Origin of the sequence: Microlunatus phosphovorus NM-1, from assembly GCF_000270245.1 — a bacterium.
In the GTDB taxonomy this organism is placed as follows: domain Bacteria; phylum Actinomycetota; class Actinomycetes; order Propionibacteriales; family Propionibacteriaceae; genus Microlunatus; species Microlunatus phosphovorus.
The window spans coordinates 36,926-57,277 of the sequence record NC_015635.1 but is presented as its reverse complement, the minus strand read 5'-3'; the positions used below and the strand labels follow the sequence as shown (position 1 = coordinate 57,277).

The window sequence follows — 20,352 nt, the reverse complement described above, 5'->3', positions numbered from 1 at the left end:
AATGGCTGTCAGGCAGCCGTCTCCTTCTTGCCGTGCTTCTTCTCCGCCTTGTCCTTGAGCGCCTTCTTGGCCTTCTTGGCCTTCTTCTTCTCCGCCTTCTTCCGCTTGTGCTTCTGCTTCTTCGGGGGCGACGAGTCGGTGCTGTCGTCGGCCAGGATCTCGTCCTCCTCCGAATGCGACAGCACGATCTCCTCGTCGGCGTCGGCGACCTGCTCCTCATCCCCGTCCTCGACGACAGACAGCTCGTCTCCCGACACTTCGGCGTCATGCTCGACCGACTGCATCTCAGGCACTCCCTCGACTAGCTCCACGCTCTCCTCGGCAGGTGTCTCCGCCGCCGGAACTGACTGCGCAACCTCGATCGGCTCGAGATCGGCCGCCGTCGCCGGCTCCGTCAGCTCCTCCGCCGGCTCAGCGACCACCACCTCGGTCGCCACCGGTTCAGCTGTTGCCACTCCATCCGATGCCACCCCGTCCGATGACGGCTCGTCCACCCTTGGCCCGACCAGTTCCTCCGGCACGGCCACGGTCTCGGCCATCCACGTCTCCGACTCCGGCAGATCCTCGGCCGTGTCGGCGGCACGCTCCACCTCGACCGGCTCCGTCGGCACGGGCTGTTCTGGCGCAGCGACCGTCTCCGCAGCGGCACGTCCGTCGGTCTCAACCGCCGGCTCGATCTCGGTGAGCGCCACAGTTTCAGTCGCGGTCTCGACCTCGGCCGGCACGGCAGGCACCAAGGCCAACGCTGCTTTGGCCTTCGAGCCCTTCAGGCCGTGCTGCTTCCGAGCGGCTCGTACGCCCTGGGAGATGCTGTGCCAGATGTGGTCCTCACCGATCCGCTGGCGCAGACCAGTGGCCCGGAGCACCTTGCGTACCCGGAATCGAACCCGGACCAGATAGAGATCGATTCCTCGCACTTCCAGCCGATCAAGCAACGCCGCCAGCGTGTCGGCACTAGTGATCTCGAGCTGATCACTGCTCTCCAGGTCCAGCACCAGCGCCTTGGTGCCGGGATGTTCGTCGAGGAGTTCCAGGACCCGATCCTTGACCTGCGCGGCGTTGACCCAGAACAGCGACTCGTTCAGCCGCAGCACCAGCACGCCCGGCAGGGCAACGCGCTCGGGGTGGTTCTCCACCGATCCCCAGGCGGCCTTCTCACCAGGCACCTTGCCCATCACGTCGATGGTGACTCGGCTGGACCGATAGACCAGACCGAAGATCGCGGCGCCGATGGCCACCAGCAGGCCGAGCAGCGGCCCGGCCACCAACACACCGATCGTCGCCACCCAGGCGGACAGGAAGTCGATCTTCCGCGAATTCCGATAGCGACGCATCGAGGGGATGTCGATCAAACCCCAGACCGCGTGCACCACGATCGCCGAAAGCACCGCCTTGGGCAGGATTCCCAGCGTCGGCGCGAAGAACAAGATGGCCAGTACCGACAACACCGCTGCCGCGAGACCCGCGACCTGAGACCGGCCACCCGAGCGGTCGACCGCGGCCGTCTTCGACAGGCTGCCCGCCACCGCCAGACCGCCCATCAGGCCCGATGCCAGACTGCCCGCACCGGCGGCGAACAACTCCTGATCGGTTCGGACGATGTAGTCGCGCTTCTGCGCAAACAGTCGCGCCGCGCTGAGCCCCTCAGCCAGACCGACGAAGCCCAAGGCGACGCCCGCCATGATGATGTCGGTGATCCTATCCAGCGGGACGACCGGGATGCTCGGCGTTGGCAGCCCGCCGGGCACATGCCCGACCACCTGAACGCCACGGCCGCCCAGATCCAGGATCTGGGAGAGGGCCAGGCCGAGCACCAGCACCACCAGCGACCAGGGCAGTCTCGGCAGCAGCTTCGAGCCGGCGAACACGATGGTCAGCGCGGCCGCGGACACCCCGATGGTGAGCAGGTTCGCGTCACCGATACCGATGACCAGGCCGTTGATCCTGCCCAGCACGTCGCGTGGACCGACGTGGATGCCGAGCAGGCTCGGCAACTCGCCCAACACCACCAGCAGGGTCAGGCCCAGCACGAATCCGGTGATGATCGGCTTGGAAAGGAACTCGGCTACCCAGCCGACCCGAATATGGGCGGCAAAAATCAGGACACCGCCGGCGCAGATAGCGGCGGCCGTAGTGAAGGCGATCGCCTGGGCGACATCGGTCGGTCCGAGCGCGGCCACCAACGAACCCGACATCACCGAGACGGTGGAGACCGGGCCGAGGATCAACTGCTTCGAGCTGCCGAAGACCGCGTACGCGATCAGCGCGATCGGGACGGCATAGAGGCCGACCTCGACCGGCACCCCCGCGATCGTCGCGTAGCCGAGTGCCTGCGGCACGGCGAGTGCGGCAACGACGCAGCCGGCCAGCAGATCCGGCCGCAACTGCTCGCGTCGGTAGCGCGGGAGCCAGTCGGTGATCGGGAAGCGCAGCCGTACCCAGGGAGAACCGACCAGAGGCCGAGACGTCGTCTCGGCCTCTTGCACGTCCCGGCTCACTCGCCGGTCCCGTGGCCGTCAGCACGCGTGGCGGCAACCGGCTGACGTGTCTCCGCATCTGACGGGAGCTCCTTGGCGAGATCGTCGGCACCCATCGCCTTCGACATCGCCCAGACGATCCAGGTGAGCAGCGCCGCCATGATGGCGCCTACGACCAGGTAAGCCGAGATGCCCGGCAGCCGGGTGAGCTTGAACATCACGAAGCCGACAATCACCGTCGCGGGGATCGTGACCACCCAGGCGGTCACCATTTCGCGGATGACCCGGCCGTTCACGCCCTTGCCCGAGGCCACACCGGCGCCGGCGACCGAGGAGGCAGCGGCATGCGTGGTGGAGATCGGGATGCCCAATCCGGTGGCACCGAAGATCGCCGTCACGGCGCCGACGTTGGCGGCCAGACCCGAGCTGGCGCGCAGCTTGGTGATGCGCAGACCCATCGTCTCGATGATCTTCCAACCGCCCCAGACGGTGCCGATGGAGATCGCCGAATAGGCCAGCAGCGGAATCCACCAGTCGATCTCGAAGGTGCCGTCCGCCTGCAGTCCGATGTATCCCCCGGCGGCGAGCACGGCGGCCATGATGCCCATCGTCTTCTGCGCGTCGTTGGCGCCATGACCGAAGGAGACCGCGGCGGCCGAGACCAGCTGCAGACCCTTGTAGGCCTTGGCATCCTCGCTGAGGTTCCACTGCTTGTGGATCCTGGCCAGGATCAGCATGGCCACGGCAGCGATGGTGAAAGCCACCAAGGGCGAGACCACGATGGCAAGCACTGCCTTGCTGACCACGCCCCAGTTGACCGCGCCGGTGCCTCCGGCCGCGAGCCCGGCGCCCACCAGGCCGCCGATGATTGCGTGACTGGAGGAGGAAGGCATTCCCACGTACCAGGTGAAGTAGTTCCAGGCGATCGCCGCGACCAGCGCCGCGAAGACGACCGCAACTCCCTCCACATCGTGATTGACCACTTTCGCCACGGTGTTCGCAACAGCGGTCCCGACGACGAAGAACGCCGAGAAATTGAAGAACGCCGAGAACCACGGAGCCAATCGGGCCGGTAGTGCTTTCGTCGCGACAACGGTGGCGACCGAGTTGGCCGCATCATGGAATCCGTTGGTGAAATCGAACAGCAGCGCCAGCGCGATGACAGCGATCACGGAGATCAGTAGCCAGTCCATGATTGATCTTCCCCTTGCACGGTCAACAACGACAACCCAATCGTCGTGCCATGAGATGGTCGGCCACACGGGTCTTTCGGCTCTATCTGGTCCTTCCTTCGTCACCGGGAGGGCCCGCCGCCGTTCACCCACCGTTCACTGTGCTGGTCGTCGACTCGCTGCTCCGCTGCGCGCCGATTGGTTCCGTCTTCCCTCGTCGCTCGCAAACGAAGAACGTGTTTGCTCCCTCCTCAGTCCAGACGGAACCGGGCGCTCCGCTGCGCGGCCGCTCGCGACGGGCTCACTCGCTGGCGCTCGTTCGATTGTCCAGAGAAACCGTTTCGCCGCCATCTCCAAGCCCCGGTACGCTGGACGGCGTCGCAAGGCAGTGATGGGGCGATCACCCCGGAGTCGGTGGAAGAACGGCGCGTACGCAGCAGCACCGCGCCCAGTAGAACCACCAGCGGCAGTGGAATGAGTGGGTGTCAGGGCTCTGGCATCAAGAGGGGTGGTACCGCGGGTCCGGTCACGCGACCGGTGCTCGTCCCTTCGACAGTTCGACGTACCCGAGGATCCACTGCCGTGACCCAGACCAGCCCCGCTGTTCCTGATACCGCCGTCGCCGAGACCCCCGTCTCCGAGAACGGCCAAGCACCGCGCCGCGCCTACCGTGCGGTGCCGGCGCAGATCGACCTGGTCGCCATGGAGCACGAGATCATCCGCCGCTGGGAGGCGGAGCGGACTTTCGAGCGGACGCTGGCCGGGTCAGCCGGCCGACCGGAGTGGACGTTCTACGAGGGCCCGCCGACCGCCAACGGGATGCCGGGCACGCACCACATCGAGGCCCGCGTGTTCAAGGACGTGTTTCCCCGGTTTCGCACCATGCGGGGCTACCACGTGGACCGCAAGGGCGGCTGGGACTGTCACGGACTGCCGGTCGAGATCGCGGTGGAAAAGGAACTCGGGATCAACGGCAAGACCGAGATCGAGGCGTACGGAGTGGCCGCCTTCAACGCCCGCTGCCGGGAATCGGTGCTGCGCCATGTCGGCGCCTTTACCGAATTGACCAGTCGAATGGGCTATTGGGTCGACACCGAGCACCCGTATGTGACGATGCACACCCCTTATATCGAGTCGGTGTGGTGGGCGCTGCAACAGATCTTCGCCGCCGGGCTGCTGGTCGAGGACTATCGGGTGACGCCCTACTGTCCGCGCTGCGGCACCGGCCTGAGTGATCACGAGCTGGCCCAGGGCTACGAGCTGATCACCGATCCATCGGTGTACGTCCGCTTCCCGGTCACCGGCGGCCCGCTGACCGAGCGGTATGGCGACGTCGCACTGCTGGTGTGGACGACCACCCCGTGGACGCTGGTGTCGAACACCGCGGCGGCGGTGAACCCCGACCTGGACTATGTCCTCACTCGCACCGCCGACGGCGAGCAGTTGATCGTGGCGGCGGCTCGCCGGGAAGCATTGCTGGGCGAGGACAGCGAGGTGCTCGCCGAGCTCTCGGGCGCCGAACTGGTCGGCACGCCCTACCAGCGGCCCTTCGAGTGGGTCGAGTTCCCGGCTACCGACGCACCGGTGCACACCGTGCTGGCTGCCGACTTCGTCACCGCCGAGGACGGCACCGGCCTGGTGCACGAGGCACCGGCGTTCGGCGCCGAGGACTTCGCGCTCTGCCGAGCCAACGGTCTGCCGATCGTGAACCCGGTCCTCACCAACGGCACGTTCTCTGCCGAGATCCCACTGGTCGGCGGCGTCTTCTTCAAGACCGCGGACGAGGCCCTGGTCGCCGACCTGGCCGAGCGCGGGCTGCTGTTCCAGCGGCTGGACTACACCCACTCCTATCCGCACTGCTGGCGCTGCCACACGGCACTGATCTACTACGCCCTGCCGTCGTGGTACATCCGGACCACCAAGATCAAGGACGCGCTGCTCCGGGAGAACGACGCGACCGCCTGGCATCCGGACACCATCAAGCACGGCCGGTACGGCGACTGGCTGAACAACAACGTCGATTGGGCTTTGTCGCGCAGCCGCTACTGGGGCACGCCGCTGCCGATCTGGCGCAACGACGTCGATCCGTCGCGGCTGGTCTGCGTGGCGTCGCTCGCGGAGCTGTCTGAGTTGACGGGGACCGATCTGTCCGAGCTGGATCCACATCGCCCGTTCATCGACGAGGTCACCTTCACCGTTCCCGGCGAAGAGGGCACCTATCGGCGCGTACCCGAGGTGATCGACGCCTGGTTCGACTCCGGCTCGATGCCGTTCGCCCAGTGGGGCTTCCCGCACGCCGCCGGATCGAAGGAGCAGTTCGAGAAGGCCTTCCCGGCCGACTTCATCTGCGAGGCGATCGACCAGACCCGCGGTTGGTTCTACTCACTGATGGCGGTCAGCACGCTCGTCTTCGACCAGAACTCGTACCGCAATGTGGTCTGCCTCGGCCACATCCTGGCCGAGGACGGCCGCAAGATGAGCAAGCACCTGGGCAACATCCTCGAGCCGATCCCGCTGATGGACACCCACGGCGCCGACGCGGTGCGCTGGTTCATGGCCGCCGGCGGATCGCCCTGGGCGTCACGTCGGGTCGGGCATCAGACGATCAGCGAGACCGTACGCAAGGTGCTGCTGACCTTCTGGAATGCGGTCTCGTTCCAGGCCTTGTACGCCGGCGCCAACGACTGGACTCCCGCCGGCGAAGCGCCGGCGGTGTCGGAGCGGCATGTCCTCGATCGCTGGCTGTCCTCGCAGACCCAGCTGCTGATCACCGAGGTGACCGAGGCGCTGGACGACTTCGACACGCTGCGCGCGGGTGCTGCGCTCACCGAGTTCGTCGACACCTTGTCCAACTGGTACATCCGGCGGTCGCGGCGCCGTTTCTGGGCCGGCGAGCCGGGTGCTCTGTGGACTCTGCACGAGACGCTGTCGGTGGTCACGCGGCTGATGGCGCCGCTGGCTCCGTTCATCACCGAACGGGTCTGGTCGGATCTGTTCGTCGCCTCCGGCAACAGTGAGGTCGACTCGGTGCACATGACGAGCTGGCCGGTGCCCGATCAGGACCTGGTGGACACCGAGCTCACCGCACAGATGGCGATCACCCAACGGCTGGTGGAGCTCGGCCGGGCCGCCCGGTCGGAGGCCAAGATGAAGGTCCGGCAGCCGCTGAACCGGGTGCTCATCCCGACTGCGCTGGACGGCAGGCTGACCGACGAGTTGCGCGGTGAGATCTCGGCCGAGCTGAATGTGCTGAGCGTCGAGCCGTTCGCCGGGGCTGGGGAGCTGGTCGACCACAGCGCCAAAGGCAACTTCCGGTCTCTGGGCAAGCGGTTCGGCAAGCAGACTCCGGTGGTCGCCAAGGCTGTCGCCGAGGCCGATGCTGCAGTGCTGGCTGAAGCCGTCGCTGCCGGCGGATCATTTGCCCTGGTGGTACCGGGTTTCGACGAGCCCGTGCTGGTCGGTGCCGAGGACGTGCTGATCAGCGAGCGGCCGCGCGAAGGATGGTCGGTGATCAATCAGCAGGGTGAGACCGTCGCGCTCGACCTGACCCTGACGCCTGAGCTGGTACGCGCCGGGTTGGCCCGCGAGGTCATCCGGATCGTCCAGGAGTCCCGCAAGGACTCCGGCTTCGAGGTCTCCGACCGGATCACCCTGAGCTGGTCGGCGTCGTCGGCAGAGCTGGTTGAAGCCATCCGCGAGCACGCCGACACCATCGCCGCCGAAGTGCTGGCGGTCTCGATCACCGAGGCCTCCGCTGGTGACGAGGGCGGGCGCCGCGACGACGACCTGGGCCTCGCCTTCACCCTCACCCGCGTCTAGTTCCGAAGCTGGACCAGGCGTCGGTGCCCGAGCAACCTCACTCCGCGGCCAGCTGAGCAACCACCGTACGAGCGGACCGGCGCAGGGAGGGCAGCACCGGCAGTGTGGTGGCGGCGACGGTGATCAGCGCGCAGACGCCCAAGACTGCGGCCAGCACGTGCCACGGGACGACCACCGGGGTCACCAGCCCAAGAGCACCCATGCCGATGACGAAGACGACCATGCCGACCACAGTCATCGCCAGGCCCAGGATCATCGCGGTGCCGGTGATGACGAGCCCTTCGAGCACCGACATCAGCACCTGCTGACGGGTCGTCGCGCCGACCACCCCGGCGAGCGCCAGTTCGGCTTCGCGCTGCCGCGACATCATCAAGAGCACGCTTACGCCTCCGGCGATCGCGACCAACAGCACCAGACCGACGAAGACGAGCAGGGTGCTCATGCCGGCCTGTTCGAGTCCGTCACGGCCCAGGGACCTCAACAACGCCGAGGTAGAGGCGAGCAGGACGCCGAGACCGAACAGCACGCCTACCGAGAACATGATCGGCGTCACCGTACGCGCCAGTCGCTCGCCCTTGGCGATGACCGAAGCCCGAGCCAGCACCCAGGGGCCGGAGCGGCTCGGGACGAGTGCGGTCCAGGCCTTGGTGAGCAGCCCAATGGTCAGCGGCGCACACACCGAGAGGAACGATCCGGTGAGCAGCAGGCAGATCAGCGAGGACTGGAGCACCATGTCGGCCGAGTCGACTCCCAGCTGAGGCGCCATCGCAAAGGTCGAGGCGGCGATGCCGGCGATCAGAAGCGCGAGCAGGAACGCGCCGACCCAGCGACCGATCCGACGACGACGAACGCTGGCGCCCGGGATCGTACGCAGTGCTTCCACCGCCGGCACGGCAGCGGCAACCCGCGACTGCCTAAGACCCGCGACCATGGCCAGGACGATGAACCCGACGAGGCCGACCAGGGCCATGACCAGGTCGGGCCGCGCAACCACGACCGACTCGTCGATCCCCCGATCTCCGACAGCCATCGACACAGCGGCTGGCACGGCCACGATCGCGAACACACCACCGATCACCCCACCGACGGCAGCCACCACCGCCAGCTGGGCCAGCAGAATGCGGGAGACCTGACCAGGCGTGGCGCCCGCCAAGGCCAGGCGGGCGAGCGCGCCGCGACGTGATTCGACGACCAGCCCGGTCACGGCGCCGATGATGTTGAGCGCGGCCAGCAGAGCGAGCGCAAGATTCCAGATCGGCAAGAAGCGCAACGCCGGCACGTCCATCTCCGGGACGAGCCCAGTGGCGATGGTGTCCTCGACACCCACCCAGGCCAGCAACGGAAGAATGATCGCGAAACTGGTGGCGATGAAGGCGAGGATGACGGCGAACCACGCCGTCCACGCGCTGCGCAGCTCGGCCATGATGATCGAGCGCATCAGACGGCCCGCCCTACATGTGCACCGGACAGCTCTACCTGTTCGGACGACGACGGCTCGGACAGCGAGGTCAGCTTCGAGGCGACCTGCTCGACACTCGGTGCTGCCAGCTGATCAACGAGGCGGCCGTCCCGCATGAACACCACCCGATCGCAGGTCGCCGCGACCGCCGGATCATGCGTCACGATCAGCACGCAACGATCGGCCGCGTTCCCGATCTCGTGCAGCTCCGACAAGACCAACCGACCGCTCCGGGTGTCCAGCGCGCCGGTCGGCTCGTCCGCGAACACGATCCTGGGACGCTGAGCCAGCACGCGGGCGATCGCGACCCGCTGCTGCTCGCCGCCCGACATCGACGGGGGCAGTGAGCTGCCCCGGCCGGCCAGTCCGACGGACGCGAGCGCTGCCTCGATCCGAGCCTGGTCGACCCGTTCCCCGCGCAGCCGGAACGGCAGCGCAACGTTCTCGAGCACCGGCAAGGTCGGCAGCAGGTTGTAGGACTGAAACACGAAGCCGAGTTCGGTGCGCCGCAGCTGGGCAAGTTCGCGGCGCGACCGGCTGACCAGCGAGTCGCCAAGCAGGAACACATCTCCGGAGCTGGGGGCTTCGAGTCCGGCCAGGCAATAGAGCAGCGTCGACTTGCCGGAGCCGGACGGCCCCATGATCGCGCACACCTCGCTCTCGCTGACCGTGAGCGAGACGTCGTGCAAGATCTCGATGTCGGTCGAGCCGACGCGGTAGGACTTCGAGAGATGCTCGGCCGCGATCATCGTGCCGTCGGGGTGCACCGTTCTATCGGACAACGTGCTGTCGGAATACAAGCTCTGGTTTGCCATGATCAGCAGCATTCCGGGGTTGTCGCATTGCCACTATCGTCCGTGCGTCTGCTTCTGCGTACGACCATCGTCGTAATCTGACCCGACCATCGGCGATTCCCGGCGGCTCGCCCAGCGCCACGGCAGTCGAACACCATAGGGTCGGCGCATGAGAGACAGCGCTCGGCCGCCGCGGGATGCCGCCGTCCTGATGCGCTGGGGTGCCCCGTTCATCTACCTCCTCGCCATCGGCGTCCTCTATGTCAACAGCTCGCCCGTCGACTTCATGGTCACCTGGCAGTGGGTGGTCCAGCTCGTGCTCATCCCGCTGGTGATCGCGGCGGTGGCATTCCGAGTCCGGTTCCCGTACGCCCTCGCACTGCTCGGGATCGTCGCCATCACCACCGGAACGCTGGCGGTGTTCCTGGTCGGCATGATGAGTCTCGCCGTCCGTCGGGGCGGCGTCCGACCGTGGCTGGTAGCCGGTGTCGGCACGGCAGCGGCCCTGGTCCTGGTCGTTCAACGAGACATCGCGCGTGGCTACTCCACAGCCGAGATAACCATCGGAGTGATCGTCATCATGCTCGTGGTCGGCGTCGCGCCCGCGCTGATGGGCAACTACATCCGAGTCCACCGCAGGCTCGAGGCATCGGTCGCCGAGCGCGCCGTCCGCGCGCAGTTCGAGCGCGAACGAACAGCGAACGAGGCCGTGCACGCCGAGCGGGAACGGATCGCACGCGAGATGCACGACTCCCTCGGCCATGTCCTCGCCCTTGTCACCATGCAGGCGGGCGCGTTGGAGGTGCAGTCGAAGGATCCCCAGACCGTGGCGGCCGCGGAACAGATCCGCAGCTCGGCCCGGAAGGGACTCGCCGACCTGCGCGCCGTGGTGCGGGCACTCGGTGAAGACACCCGGCGCGATCCCGCACCGGATCTGGCCGCGGTTCCCCGTCTCATCCAGGCCAGCCGCGATGCCGGCGCGGTCGTCGAACTCCAGGACGGGCTGACTGATGAGAACCGAGCTGTGCTCTCGCCGGCCATCGGTCGGGTTCTCTATCACGTGACGCAGGAGGCATTGACGAACGCGCATCGGCACGCGCCGTCCGCTCCGGTCGCCATCGCACTCACCGGATCGCCCGGCCCGGGGATCGAGCTGGAGGTGCGGAACCAACTGGCGCCGGGCGGCGACCGTGGTGCCGGAACCGGGATCGCGTCGCTCCGCAATCGGGTCGAGGTGCTCGGCGGCCAGCTCCACGCCCACGCGACACAAGGACGCTACGAGCTGCGCGTGTGGCTCCCCTGGGAGGCAGCATGATCCGGGTAGGCATCGTCGATGACGACGCCCTGGTTCGCGCTGGGTTGCAGGCGATCCTGTCCTCGGCCGAGGACATCGAGGTCGTCGGTGAGGCCGATGACGGCGCCGGCGTACCCGAACTTGTCCAACGGCACCGACCAGACGTTGTGGTGATGGACATCCGGATGCCGCAGGTCGACGGGATCGAGGCCACCCGCCGTCTGGTCAGCGATTCGGATGCGAGCAGATCCGATGGGGGTGGGTCCGGTGAGGATCGGCCTCCTACGAGAGTGCTGGTGCTCACCACCTTCCAGCTCGACGAGCACGTCTTCGCCGCCATCGAGGCGGGTGCCAGTGGGTTCCTGCTCAAGGACACTCCACCGCGGGAGCTGATCGAAGCTGTCCGGGTGGTGGCCGACGGCGACGCGATGCTGAGCCCGGCGCACACCCGGGCGCTCATCGAGCGGTTCGCCGACAGCGGCCGCGACCACCGCCGGACGACGGCTCGCTCTCTGCTGGAGTCATTGAGTCCGCGCGAGCACGAGATCGCCGTCGCAGTAGCCGAAGGGCTCTCGAACGCCGAGATCGGTGCTCGGCTCTTCTGCTCCGAGGCCACGGTGAAGACCCACCTCACCCGCGTGTTCGCGAAACTCCAGGACACCAACCGGGTACGCCTCGCGCTGCTGGTGCATGACGCTCGGCCGTAAGCATCCTCACCGAGATTGAAAGGTGCGCAGATGCTGTTTCACCTGACCGGAAGCAACATCTGCGCACCTTTCAAGATCCCGAGGCCACCGAATGGGCAAGTTTGCTTGCGCACTCGGGACGGGTCGTCTCCGCCGCGTGCCATCTCGTGCGAACCGTCCATAGCATGAAGAAATGTCGCTTCATGCCCGACGGCATCACCAGGTTCTCCCCCGCGACGCCAAGAACGCCGAGTACCGTTCGGAAGGACTCAGCCCCCACGGACAACCGTGGTCCCTGCAACTTCTGCAGTCACTACAGCGAACGGCGAGCAACCAAGCTTCCTACCTTGCTTGACGGCCTGCCTGTGGTGATCGGCGATGACCAAGGCAGTGAACGAGTTCATACCACCGCCGAGCGGGGCTACCGACGTAGCGCACAACCGCCAGTTGGCAAGCAGAAGATCCGGCAGTCGCTCGAGAAGGTTCTCTTCATGCGGATGGGCGGTCGGGTCTCTGCTCGTTCTCGGCGCCACTGCTCCTTTCGAGCGGTACGTCTTGCGCCCGTGAGCCACAGACGATCGGAGATCAGGCGGGAGGCCCGTACGTCTTGCGCCCGCGGGCCACAGACGATCACAGACCGAGGGGAAGGCCCGTACGGCTGGCGCCCACTGTTCCCTGGGAGAAGACTCGAAGCCTGGCCACGCAGCGTGCCGTGACGATGAGGCTGCCACCGCCGGGACCGACGCCGGTCACCTGCCAGCCGCTGCCATCGAACGCAGGCGCAGAGGTGCTGAGCTCTCCGATCAACTCGCCATTCGCCTTGGTGAACACGCCACCACCGGCATACACCGAGGTGCCCGCTGGACAGCGAGCGAATCCAGCGGCCGGCACCGGAATCAGGCCGCGGGTGCGTTCGATCGGGATAGCGGTGACCGAGGTGACTCCGACTGCGCCGGGGAGTTCGGCGGCGGGCAGACAGCGCAGGATGAAGGTGAAGTCGCGGTGGCCGTACGACCCGCTGTACGACACGGCGTGCTCCCAACCGGTCCCGTCAGCGGTCGGACGCGAAATCATGCCATAGCCGGCGGCCGGGTCGGCAGGATCGGGATCCTGACCGGGTCGGTGCAGGTATCCCCCGCCGGCGAGGGCGAGCTGTCCGGACGGGCAGGACCGCTGCACATGGAAGTCGAGCCGGTCTCGATGGTCGCTGACGACGATCGTCGAGGCGGTCGCGACTTGTGCTGCCGGCACGCACATCCCGAACGCCGTCAACTCAGCACCGGTCGAGGAGTTCAGTCGGGCAGCCACGTACCAGCCGCCGCCATCGGCGGTTGGCGCCAGCGCTGTCAAAGCGCCTTCGGACGAGGGCAGGTATCCGCCACCAGCCACCGCCTTCCGACCGGCCGGGCACCTGAGAGAGCCGCCGGCACGCGCATTGACCGCATCGAATCCCGCGTACACGCCCTGATAGACCACAGGATCTACCGTGGCGACCGCTGGGGCCGGAACCTGTGCGACGAATCCAACCGCCGCGATTCAACTGCCAGCGCCGCGAGAATCGTGATCCCGCGTCTGGCGATATGCGCAACTCGGCGCCCGCCGACCAAGCCCATGGTGATCCCCCCAAGGTCCAACCATGAGGAGCCCACGGCGGCTCCCCTTGATACTGCACGGAGGATCCCTGCCGCTGAAGTCTGGCCGGGTTTGGCGGCCACCACCCGGGTCGGTCTGCGAAGCGCCGGCCGCGTGAGACTAGGTGCGAACCGAGTCGTCACCCGCTGTCTCCGGACGGACCGGCAGGATCCGCATCCGGCCGAGCCTGGTGCCAACGATGCTCAGGCAGGCGACGGCATGAATGCCCGCCAGCAGCAGTATTGCCGGCTGTACGCCCCAGTGACTGCCGAGGAGACCGGCAACCAACCCGGCCAGCGGCATGGTGCCGTAGTTCACCACCTGCATCGTGGTGAGCACTCGACCCATCAGCTCCGAAGGTACGTACCGTTGCCGCCAAGCTCCCCTGATCACGTTGCCTGCCACCACCGCCGCCCCCACCAGCACCAACCCGGTCGCGGTCAGCGCGAGCTGTTCCGGACTGCTCGGCGCGCCGACCAGGAGCGCACTCGGCCCACCGATGACCAGCAGAACGGTCGATGCTCGGCCGGTGCCGAAGCGCCGGGCGAGCCGGGGAGCTGCCACCGCCCCGAGCAGACCGCCGACGCCACCGATCATGATCACGACCCCCACCTGCGCTTCGGTCAACCCCAGATCGCCGACCAAGAACAGCACGAGAAGCGCTGCGTACCCGGTGAGACCGAAGTTGGACACCCCACCGACGGCCATCAGCACTCGTAGGTTGCGGTCGGCGAGCACAGTACGGATTCCTTCGCTGATCTGTGCGGTCAAGGCGACATCGTTTGCGGCGCGCACCCTGATCGGTCTCACCCCGGATACGTGCCAGGCAGATCGCCGACACACAGAAGCCGAGAACGCTGCCCACCAGACCGACCGCCGCGGACGCGACCTGGGCCAGCAAACCGGCTACCCCGGGTCCGACCACCTGCATCGCCGATTCGGTGCCGAACACCCGCGCGTTGGCGGTCTCCAACGCACCGGCCGGGACAATCTGCGGGAGGAGTTTGACGTACCCCGTCCGGAAGAAGACGGTGCACGTCCCGGTGACCAGCGCGACCACCAGCAGCTGAGCCAGGCCGAGGGCATCGAGCCACCACGCCACTGGCACGCTGGCCAGGGCGGCGGCGGCGACCAGATCGGCCGTGATCATGATCCGCCGTGGATCGCTCCGGTCCATCCAGGCGCCAGCGGGCAGGCCGATGACCAGCCACGGCAGCCAGGTCGCTGCGGTGAGCAATCCCATCCAACCCGGACCCGCGGACAGTTGAGTGACGGCGAGAAGGGGTACCAGCACCGAAGTCGTGGCCGCTCCGAGCAGGCTCACACCCTCTCCGAACCAGAACAGGGAGAAGCTACGACCGAGCGCGCGACGTATTGAGGGCGCGACAGAATCGACAGTGGGCATGACAAGACAGCTCCAACGCAGGAGGTACGAGCAGGAACAGCGGAGCGAGGCCCAACTCGGGCCCCGGCTTCGGTCTAGGGCTGGGCGGGGAATCCCCGAGCGAAGAGGAAGACCGTCTCGCGCTCGAGTCCGTCGTCCATCGCACGATCGCGCCATCGCCGAGTGAGGGCGACCAGTTCGGCGGACAGCTCGAGCAGCTCCTGGGGCGTCAACTCCAACCAGATCTGGGTGGCGAAAGCCGCGTCTGCCCACTCACCAGCAGACTCGTCATTGCTCAGCCAGTCCCGAGCGCGTTCGAACTGGCGTTGCAGTGCCAGCGACTCCGCAGCGAGCGCCGCGGTGACGGCACTGACATCGCCGGCGAACTCAGCGCGCGACCAGCGGGTTGCGGGAGCCACCAGCCGCCACCAGCGTTCGCGACGATCGCGAGCGAGTTCGGGCACCTCGACGACCAGACCGGCCTCGGCCAGCACCTTCAGGTGGTGGCTGGCGCTGCCGACTGCTTGACCGGTGCGTTTGGCCAGAGCAGAGGCCGTGGACGGACCGTCGACGCTCAGCGCGTCAAGCATGCGGCTCCGGAAGGGATTGGCCATCGCTGCCAGTGCCTTGGCATCGGTCACGGTCTGCACCGTCTCGTGGCCAACAGGTCCCGACTGATCGCTCATGTCTCCCAGCCTAGATCCACAAGACCTATTGCACAAGACTTCTTGTCTATTTGGCCGGCTGCTGGCTGCCGACCGCCGCTGCAATGCGGTTTGTCATCCTGGAGCGGTGGCCTTGCACCCCTATCCGTCGCCGGCCGTGACCGTCATGCTCTGGGCCAGCGTCGCGGCCTTCGCGATCGGCGAGATCCTTCAAGCCGCGCGGTGGCATCGGGGCGGGCACCTGGCTGACCCCCTCGGCGAAGTCCTGTTCAGGCTGCTGTTCGTGGGTGGAGTCCTGCTGCTACCCCTCGGCCTGACGGTTGCACCAGCCGCCGTTCTTCCCGAATCCCCACTGCCGATCATCATCGGCGGTGTCGTCGCGTGGCTGGGGATGCTGCTGAGGTGGTGGTCCTTCGCGTCTCTCGGCCGCGACTTCACCCTCGTGGTGCAGACCAGGCCGGGCCAGGTGGTGGTGGATCGTGGACCGTACCGAGTTCTCCGGCACCCGAGCTACTCAGGGCTGCTGCTGATCCTGGCCGGCTGCGCGCTGATTCTGGGCAACTGGGCGAGTCTGCTCGGCTCGATGCTGGTCATCACCACTGCCCTGGTGTATCGCATCCGAAGGGAGGAAGCGGCACTGCTGGACGCTCTGGGTGACGCCTACGCCGAATACGCGGCCGGTCGAGCTCGACTCGTCCCATTCATCTGGTGACCATCGGCACTACTGAGTACTCCTCAAGCCGTCAGCGTGTTCGCGCCGGCGAGCGTGACGAGATCACCCAGCACCTCTGCGGCGGTCGGCATCGCACCGATCTCGACCTGCAGAGCCTTGGCCGCCTGCGCGTACCTCTGGTCGTGCAAGACCGCCTGAACCGCGGCCCGGAGGCGTTCCGGACTGACCTCGTCCGGTAGCAGACGGACGCCGGCGCCGGCGGACCGTACGCGCTCAGCGTTGGCGAACTGGTCGGCTCCCCGTGGCAGACAGACCTGCGGCACCCCCGCGGCCAGCGCACCGAGCATGGTGCCCGACCCGGTGTGCGACACCACCGCCGACGCGCACGGCAGCACCAAAGCCTGCGGGACGAATTCCACCACGGCGACATGCGAGGGTCGCGGACCGAGCAGTGCGGGATCCGCGCCCGGGCCGGTGGTGACCACGATGGAGATCGGCAGGTCCTCGATGGCGTCCAGCACCGTGCGTACCAGGTCGGGGTCGTTGAAGACCGTTCCCAGAGTGAGATAGACGACTGGTCGGTCAGGCAGTTCGAGAATTGACTGCGGTAGCTCGTGCCCGGCCGGCAACTCTCCGGTCCCGGGCCGGATCAGCCAGGTCTCCATGCTGGACAGTCCTCCCGCCTGGAGGCTCGGCGGGCATGGATCCACGTAGATGCCGGTATCGAACGCATGCTGACGGCTCGGCGTACCGAGTTGAGAGCTCAGGTGATCCAGGATGATGCGAGCGAGCCTTGCCGATTCGGGTACGTGAGTGCCGAATCCGTGCGTAACCGGCAGCGCCCCGAACGACAGAGCCACCTCGCGACCGGCGAACTCGAGAACTTCGCTGATCACCATGTCCGGTCCCCAGGAGGCGGCCCGCGGGATCAGCTCGTGGGCCCGACGGACGGAGGGCCGAGCGAACAGGAAGACTGCGTCCCGAGCGAGCTCGGTGCCGGGAGCCGCGTCCGGATCGGTGGTGGACTGCTGGAGTTCGGTGGCGGCATCCGCGAACGACGGTCCGACGGTCCAGGTGCTGAAGCCTCGAGTACGCAGCTCGGGGATCAGTTCGGCACCGGTAGCGACCATCACCTCGTGGCCGGCGTTGCGGGCTGCATACATCAGGGGAAGCAACGGAAAGACATGCCCGACGAGCGGATTGGACGTGAACAGAATTCTCATGAACACCATTGCGCCGCGAGATCGACTCGTCCACCTCAGTAGTCACTACCGATATCCGACTGCGCGCTGCTGAGCCTGCCTCCACCCCCTGGGCAAGGACCTGGGCAAGGACCGGTGCCACATCGGTCTGAGAATCTTGCGCCGGACTGTCGATCTCGACCGACGTCGCGCGTAGGAGGGGTGTCAGAATCATCTCGAGGCGAGGAGCCACCATGAAATACGTGCTGATGTACGCCAATCGACCCGACCTGGACGCCGCCGTGCCGGCGGAACGTCAGCAGGAGGTCTACCAGGCCATCTACGGCTGGTTCGGTCAGAATGCCAGTGCCTTCGCCGACAGCGGCGCCGAGTTGCAGGGCGCCGAGACGGCGACCACGATCCGGTCCGATGACAGCGGGACACCGGTGGTGGTGGACGGGCCCTTCTCCGAGGCCAAGGAGAACATCGGCGGCTTCAGCGTGATCGATGTACCCGACATCGACGCGGCGATCGCCCTGGCGAAGACCTGGCCTTCGTTGGCGCTGCCCGGGGTGGCCGTCGAGATCCGGCCGATCGTCGACCACGACGGCGACATGTAGCCACCGCGTTGTCAGGCGGGCCCGACAATGTCCTCGTCCCGGACGCAGCGCTGGCGCAGATCGTCCGAGACGAGGCAGGACTTGTCGTCGCCGCGCTCTACCGAAGGACCGGTGACTTCGATGTCGCCGAGGAGGCAGTCCAGGAGGCGGTGGTCGCCGCCCTGCGTGAATGGCGCAGCGGTGGCGTACCGGCCAATCCGGGAGCCTGGTTGGCCCTCACCGCACGGCGCCGCGCCATCGACCGGCTGCGTCGATCGCTCCGCGAGGAACAGGCGGCAACGAGGCTGGCCGAAGCCTTGCATGCAGAGCAGGTGCTGACCGAGTCCGATGCTGACCCGACCGCGTACGGATCGGCTGAGTTGGTTGGAGACCAGGCAGACGAACGAATCCCGATGCTGTTCGGCTGCTGCCATCCGGCGCTGCGAGTGGAGGCCCGACTGGCCTTGATGCTGCGTGCGGTGGTGGGCTTGACCACCTCGCAGATCGCCCGTGCGTTCCTGGTACCGGAGGCGACCATGGCCCAACGACTGGTACGGGCCAAGAAGAAGATCCGGGCGGTCGGAATCGGGTTCACGATCCCGACCGGCCCGGACCGGTCGAGCCGGCTCGACGAGGTGCTGACAGCCATCTATCTCACCTACAACGCCGGCTATCTGTCGAAGGCGGACTCCGGTCTGGCCGACGATGCGATCTGGCTGGCCGAACTGCTGGCCCGCTCGCTGCCGACGGAGCCCGAGGCATGGGGTCTGCTGTCCCTGGTCACCAATCTCTCGGCCCGCTCGGCGGCCCGGTTCGATTGCGACGGGCACCTGGTGCTGCTCTCCGAACAGGACCGTAGCCGCTGGGACGCTGTGGCGATCGCCCGGGCCGAGGGCTATCTGGTCCGGGCTGCTGCCGTACGACAGCCTGGCCGCTACCAGTTGCAGGCAGCCATCGCCGCCTGTCACGCGTCCGCCCCGACTTGGGCAGCGACCGACTGGCTGCAGATCCTGACCCTGTACGACCTGCTCCTGCAGCACGACCCCTCACCGGTGGTACGCCTCAACCATGCGATCGCACTCAGTCAGGTATCAGGGCCGGCCGCCGCCCTGGCGGAACTCGAGTCGGTCGCGGACCGGTTGACCGACTATCACCTGTTGCACGCAACCCGGGCCCAGCTGCTCGAGCAACTCGGCGACCCCGATGCCGCCCGCGCCGCAAACCTGCGTGCCCTGGAGCTGACCGACAACCCGGCCGAGCAGGATCTGCTGCGCGAGCGAATAGCCCAAGTGGACGGCTGACTTCGGTGGCTGGAACGAGATCTGACTCTGGGTCGGTGACCCTAAGAGCCCTGGTCCATCCGGTGACTCTGGTGATCATCTGAGACCCAGACGTCTCGCGGCGGTGCGTAACGCACCGGGGAGGCAAGGAAGAGCCCGGCCGCGAGTAGACCCAAGATCGTTCCGATCACGCAGATCCGCATGATGATGATCTCGGTCCGCGCTTGGTGCGCACGTCGCACCAGGGCGAATAGGCCGATCCCGATCAAGCCTCGGGCGGTGTTGGCGATGAGATCACTGACGTCGGCGCTCCCGATCTTCAGAAGGTACTGAGTGACCTCACAGAGCAGACTCGCCCCCGCGATCACGCTCGCAGACCTCCACCAATGCCACGACGGCACGAGGAGACCCAGGTAGAGCCCGAAGGGTAGGAAGAACAGCAGATTGGCGAGAACCTCCAGTGGTGCGCTGGCGCCGGCTGTACCACTGGCGACGAACGGGACGATCTTGACGGCCCGCAACGGGCCGATCCCGACGTACGGGATCTGGAGCTTCCACAGCACGATCCAGGCCAGCAGGACCACATAGATCGCGAACATCACGGACAGCTGCCGGCGTCTCGGAGTAGCCGGATGTGCGGTGTTCACTGCTCCATCCTCGGATCGTTCGTGGGATCGGCATACATCGCCGGGCAGCCGTCCACGGTGGCATCAGGACGCAGCTCGTAGTGCCAGGGCTCGTTGCGATAGATCGGGCACAGTCCGTAGCTGGCGCCATGTCTGGCCAACCACGCGGATGCTTCTGAGGGTCCGATGTCGATCGCATCCCCGGACACATGCGGAGAGTTGTCGGCGGTGGCGACCCAGCGGGCGGCTTCGGAGGTCGAACCGTACGTCTTGACGGCCTTGCGGAGGAGGTGCTTCTGGTACGCCCGACTACGCCAGCCGCTGTTCACGTAGAAGGTGATGCCATCATTCTTGGCATCCGCCGCCGCCTCGCGCACGGCACTCAGGAGATCGGGCGCGAGATTGGCCACGGCAGGCACGTCATCGTCGAAGACCGTGACGCCATCCGGAACAACACCATCAGCCTCGCCGAGTCCGCGCTCCCGGTGAGTCCGCGGAGCCTCGGCCGGCCCGACCGCGGCCGTCACCTCAGCCCGAGGCTCGGCTGTGGCCGACGCCGACCCGGAGGCCAGTGATGGGGTCGGCGCTGCGCGTAACTGGCAGCTGAGAAG

General features: G+C 67.0%; 16 protein-coding genes and 1 pseudogene. 6 read left to right on the top strand and 11 right to left on the bottom strand.

Features of this window, described 5'->3' with window-relative positions:
• Positions 1-8: 8 nt before the first annotated feature.
• Positions 9-2,498, bottom strand: a complete 2,490-nt coding sequence (locus tag MLP_RS00240) for a SulP family inorganic anion transporter (protein WP_013860957.1) — start codon at positions 2,496-2,498, stop codon at positions 9-11.
• Positions 2,495-3,670: an inorganic phosphate transporter gene (locus MLP_RS00235; RefSeq protein WP_013860956.1), complete on the bottom strand. Its 1,176-nt coding sequence runs from the start codon at positions 3,668-3,670 to the stop codon at positions 2,495-2,497. The genes MLP_RS00240 and MLP_RS00235 overlap by 4 nt, the downstream gene beginning before the upstream one ends.
• A gap of 561 nt (positions 3,671-4,231) precedes the next feature.
• On the opposite strand from MLP_RS00235, the gene ileS reads away from it, so the two are divergent.
• Positions 4,232-7,468 carry an isoleucine--tRNA ligase gene (ileS, locus tag MLP_RS00230; RefSeq protein ID WP_013860955.1) on the top strand — a complete coding sequence of 1,079 codons (3,237 nt, stop codon included), beginning with the start codon at positions 4,232-4,234 and terminating at the stop codon, positions 7,466-7,468.
• A 37-nt stretch (positions 7,469-7,505) separates the two neighbouring features.
• On the opposite strand, the gene MLP_RS00225 is transcribed toward ileS, so the two are convergent.
• Positions 7,506-8,906 carry an FtsX-like permease family protein gene (locus tag MLP_RS00225; protein WP_013860954.1) on the bottom strand — a complete coding sequence of 467 codons (1,401 nt, stop codon included), beginning with the start codon at positions 8,904-8,906 and terminating at the stop codon, positions 7,506-7,508.
• A complete protein-coding gene (locus tag MLP_RS00220) occupies positions 8,906-9,742 on the bottom strand; it encodes an ABC transporter ATP-binding protein (protein ID WP_231851398.1) in 837 nt (278 codons plus the stop codon). Before MLP_RS00220 ends, MLP_RS00225 begins: the two co-directional genes overlap by 1 nt.
• Before the next feature lie 148 nt (positions 9,743-9,890).
• Between MLP_RS00220 and MLP_RS00215 the strand changes: the two genes are divergently transcribed.
• Positions 9,891-11,036 (top strand): sensor histidine kinase, encoded by a 1,146-nt coding sequence (locus tag MLP_RS00215; RefSeq protein WP_013860951.1) that lies wholly within the window; start codon positions 9,891-9,893, stop codon positions 11,034-11,036.
• Positions 11,033-11,722 carry a response regulator transcription factor gene (locus tag MLP_RS00210; protein ID WP_013860950.1) on the top strand — a complete coding sequence of 230 codons (690 nt, stop codon included), beginning with the start codon at positions 11,033-11,035 and terminating at the stop codon, positions 11,720-11,722. Before MLP_RS00215 ends, MLP_RS00210 begins: the two co-directional genes overlap by 4 nt.
• 609 nt (positions 11,723-12,331) lie before the next feature.
• Here the strand turns inward: MLP_RS00210 and MLP_RS00205 are convergent.
• The 4 genes and pseudogenes from MLP_RS00205 to MLP_RS00195 form a co-directional block, all read right to left on the bottom strand.
• Positions 12,332-13,177 carry a hypothetical protein gene (locus MLP_RS00205; RefSeq protein WP_013860949.1) on the bottom strand — a complete coding sequence of 282 codons (846 nt, stop codon included), beginning with the start codon at positions 13,175-13,177 and terminating at the stop codon, positions 12,332-12,334.
• Positions 13,178-13,453: 276 nt separating this feature from the next.
• Positions 13,454-14,104 carry an MFS transporter gene (locus MLP_RS29155; protein ID WP_172641523.1) on the bottom strand — a complete coding sequence of 217 codons (651 nt, stop codon included), beginning with the start codon at positions 14,102-14,104 and terminating at the stop codon, positions 13,454-13,456.
• A gap of 37 nt (positions 14,105-14,141) precedes the next feature.
• A pseudogene (locus MLP_RS29390) lies at positions 14,142-14,738 on the bottom strand (MFS transporter); the annotation flags it as partial.
• 74 nt (positions 14,739-14,812) lie between these two features.
• On the bottom strand, positions 14,813-15,403 hold the full coding sequence (locus MLP_RS00195) for an ArsR/SmtB family transcription factor (protein ID WP_013860946.1): 591 nt from the start codon (positions 15,401-15,403) through the stop codon (positions 14,813-14,815).
• Positions 15,404-15,509: 106 nt separating this feature from the next.
• Between MLP_RS00195 and MLP_RS00190 the strand changes: the two genes are divergently transcribed.
• Positions 15,510-16,094 (top strand): methyltransferase family protein, encoded by a 585-nt coding sequence (locus tag MLP_RS00190; protein ID WP_013860945.1) that lies wholly within the window; start codon positions 15,510-15,512, stop codon positions 16,092-16,094.
• Between the two features lie 23 nt (positions 16,095-16,117).
• Here the strand turns inward: MLP_RS00190 and MLP_RS00185 are convergent, their stop codons facing one another.
• A complete protein-coding gene (locus MLP_RS00185; RefSeq protein ID WP_172641522.1) occupies positions 16,118-17,278 on the bottom strand; it encodes a glycosyltransferase in 1,161 nt (386 codons plus the stop codon).
• A gap of 212 nt (positions 17,279-17,490) precedes the next feature.
• On the opposite strand from MLP_RS00185, the gene MLP_RS00180 reads away from it, so the two are divergent.
• Together MLP_RS00180 and MLP_RS00175 are read left to right on the top strand one after the other, a co-directional pair.
• On the top strand, positions 17,491-17,856 hold the full coding sequence (locus tag MLP_RS00180; protein WP_013860943.1) for a YciI family protein: 366 nt from the start codon (positions 17,491-17,493) through the stop codon (positions 17,854-17,856).
• A gap of 8 nt (positions 17,857-17,864) precedes the next feature.
• Positions 17,865-19,136 carry an RNA polymerase sigma factor gene (locus MLP_RS00175; RefSeq protein ID WP_013860942.1) on the top strand — a complete coding sequence of 424 codons (1,272 nt, stop codon included), beginning with the start codon at positions 17,865-17,867 and terminating at the stop codon, positions 19,134-19,136.
• Between the two features lie 41 nt (positions 19,137-19,177).
• Here MLP_RS00175 and MLP_RS00170 read toward each other — a convergent pair whose 3' ends face one another.
• Together MLP_RS00170 and MLP_RS00165 are read right to left on the bottom strand one after the other, a co-directional pair.
• Entirely contained in the window at positions 19,178-19,762 is a 585-nt protein-coding gene (locus MLP_RS00170) for a VanZ family protein (RefSeq protein WP_013860941.1), read from the bottom strand.
• Positions 19,759-20,268 (bottom strand): M15 family metallopeptidase, encoded by a 510-nt coding sequence (locus tag MLP_RS00165; protein ID WP_231851397.1) that lies wholly within the window; start codon positions 20,266-20,268, stop codon positions 19,759-19,761. Before MLP_RS00165 ends, MLP_RS00170 begins: the two co-directional genes overlap by 4 nt.
• Positions 20,269-20,352 lie beyond the last annotated feature (84 nt).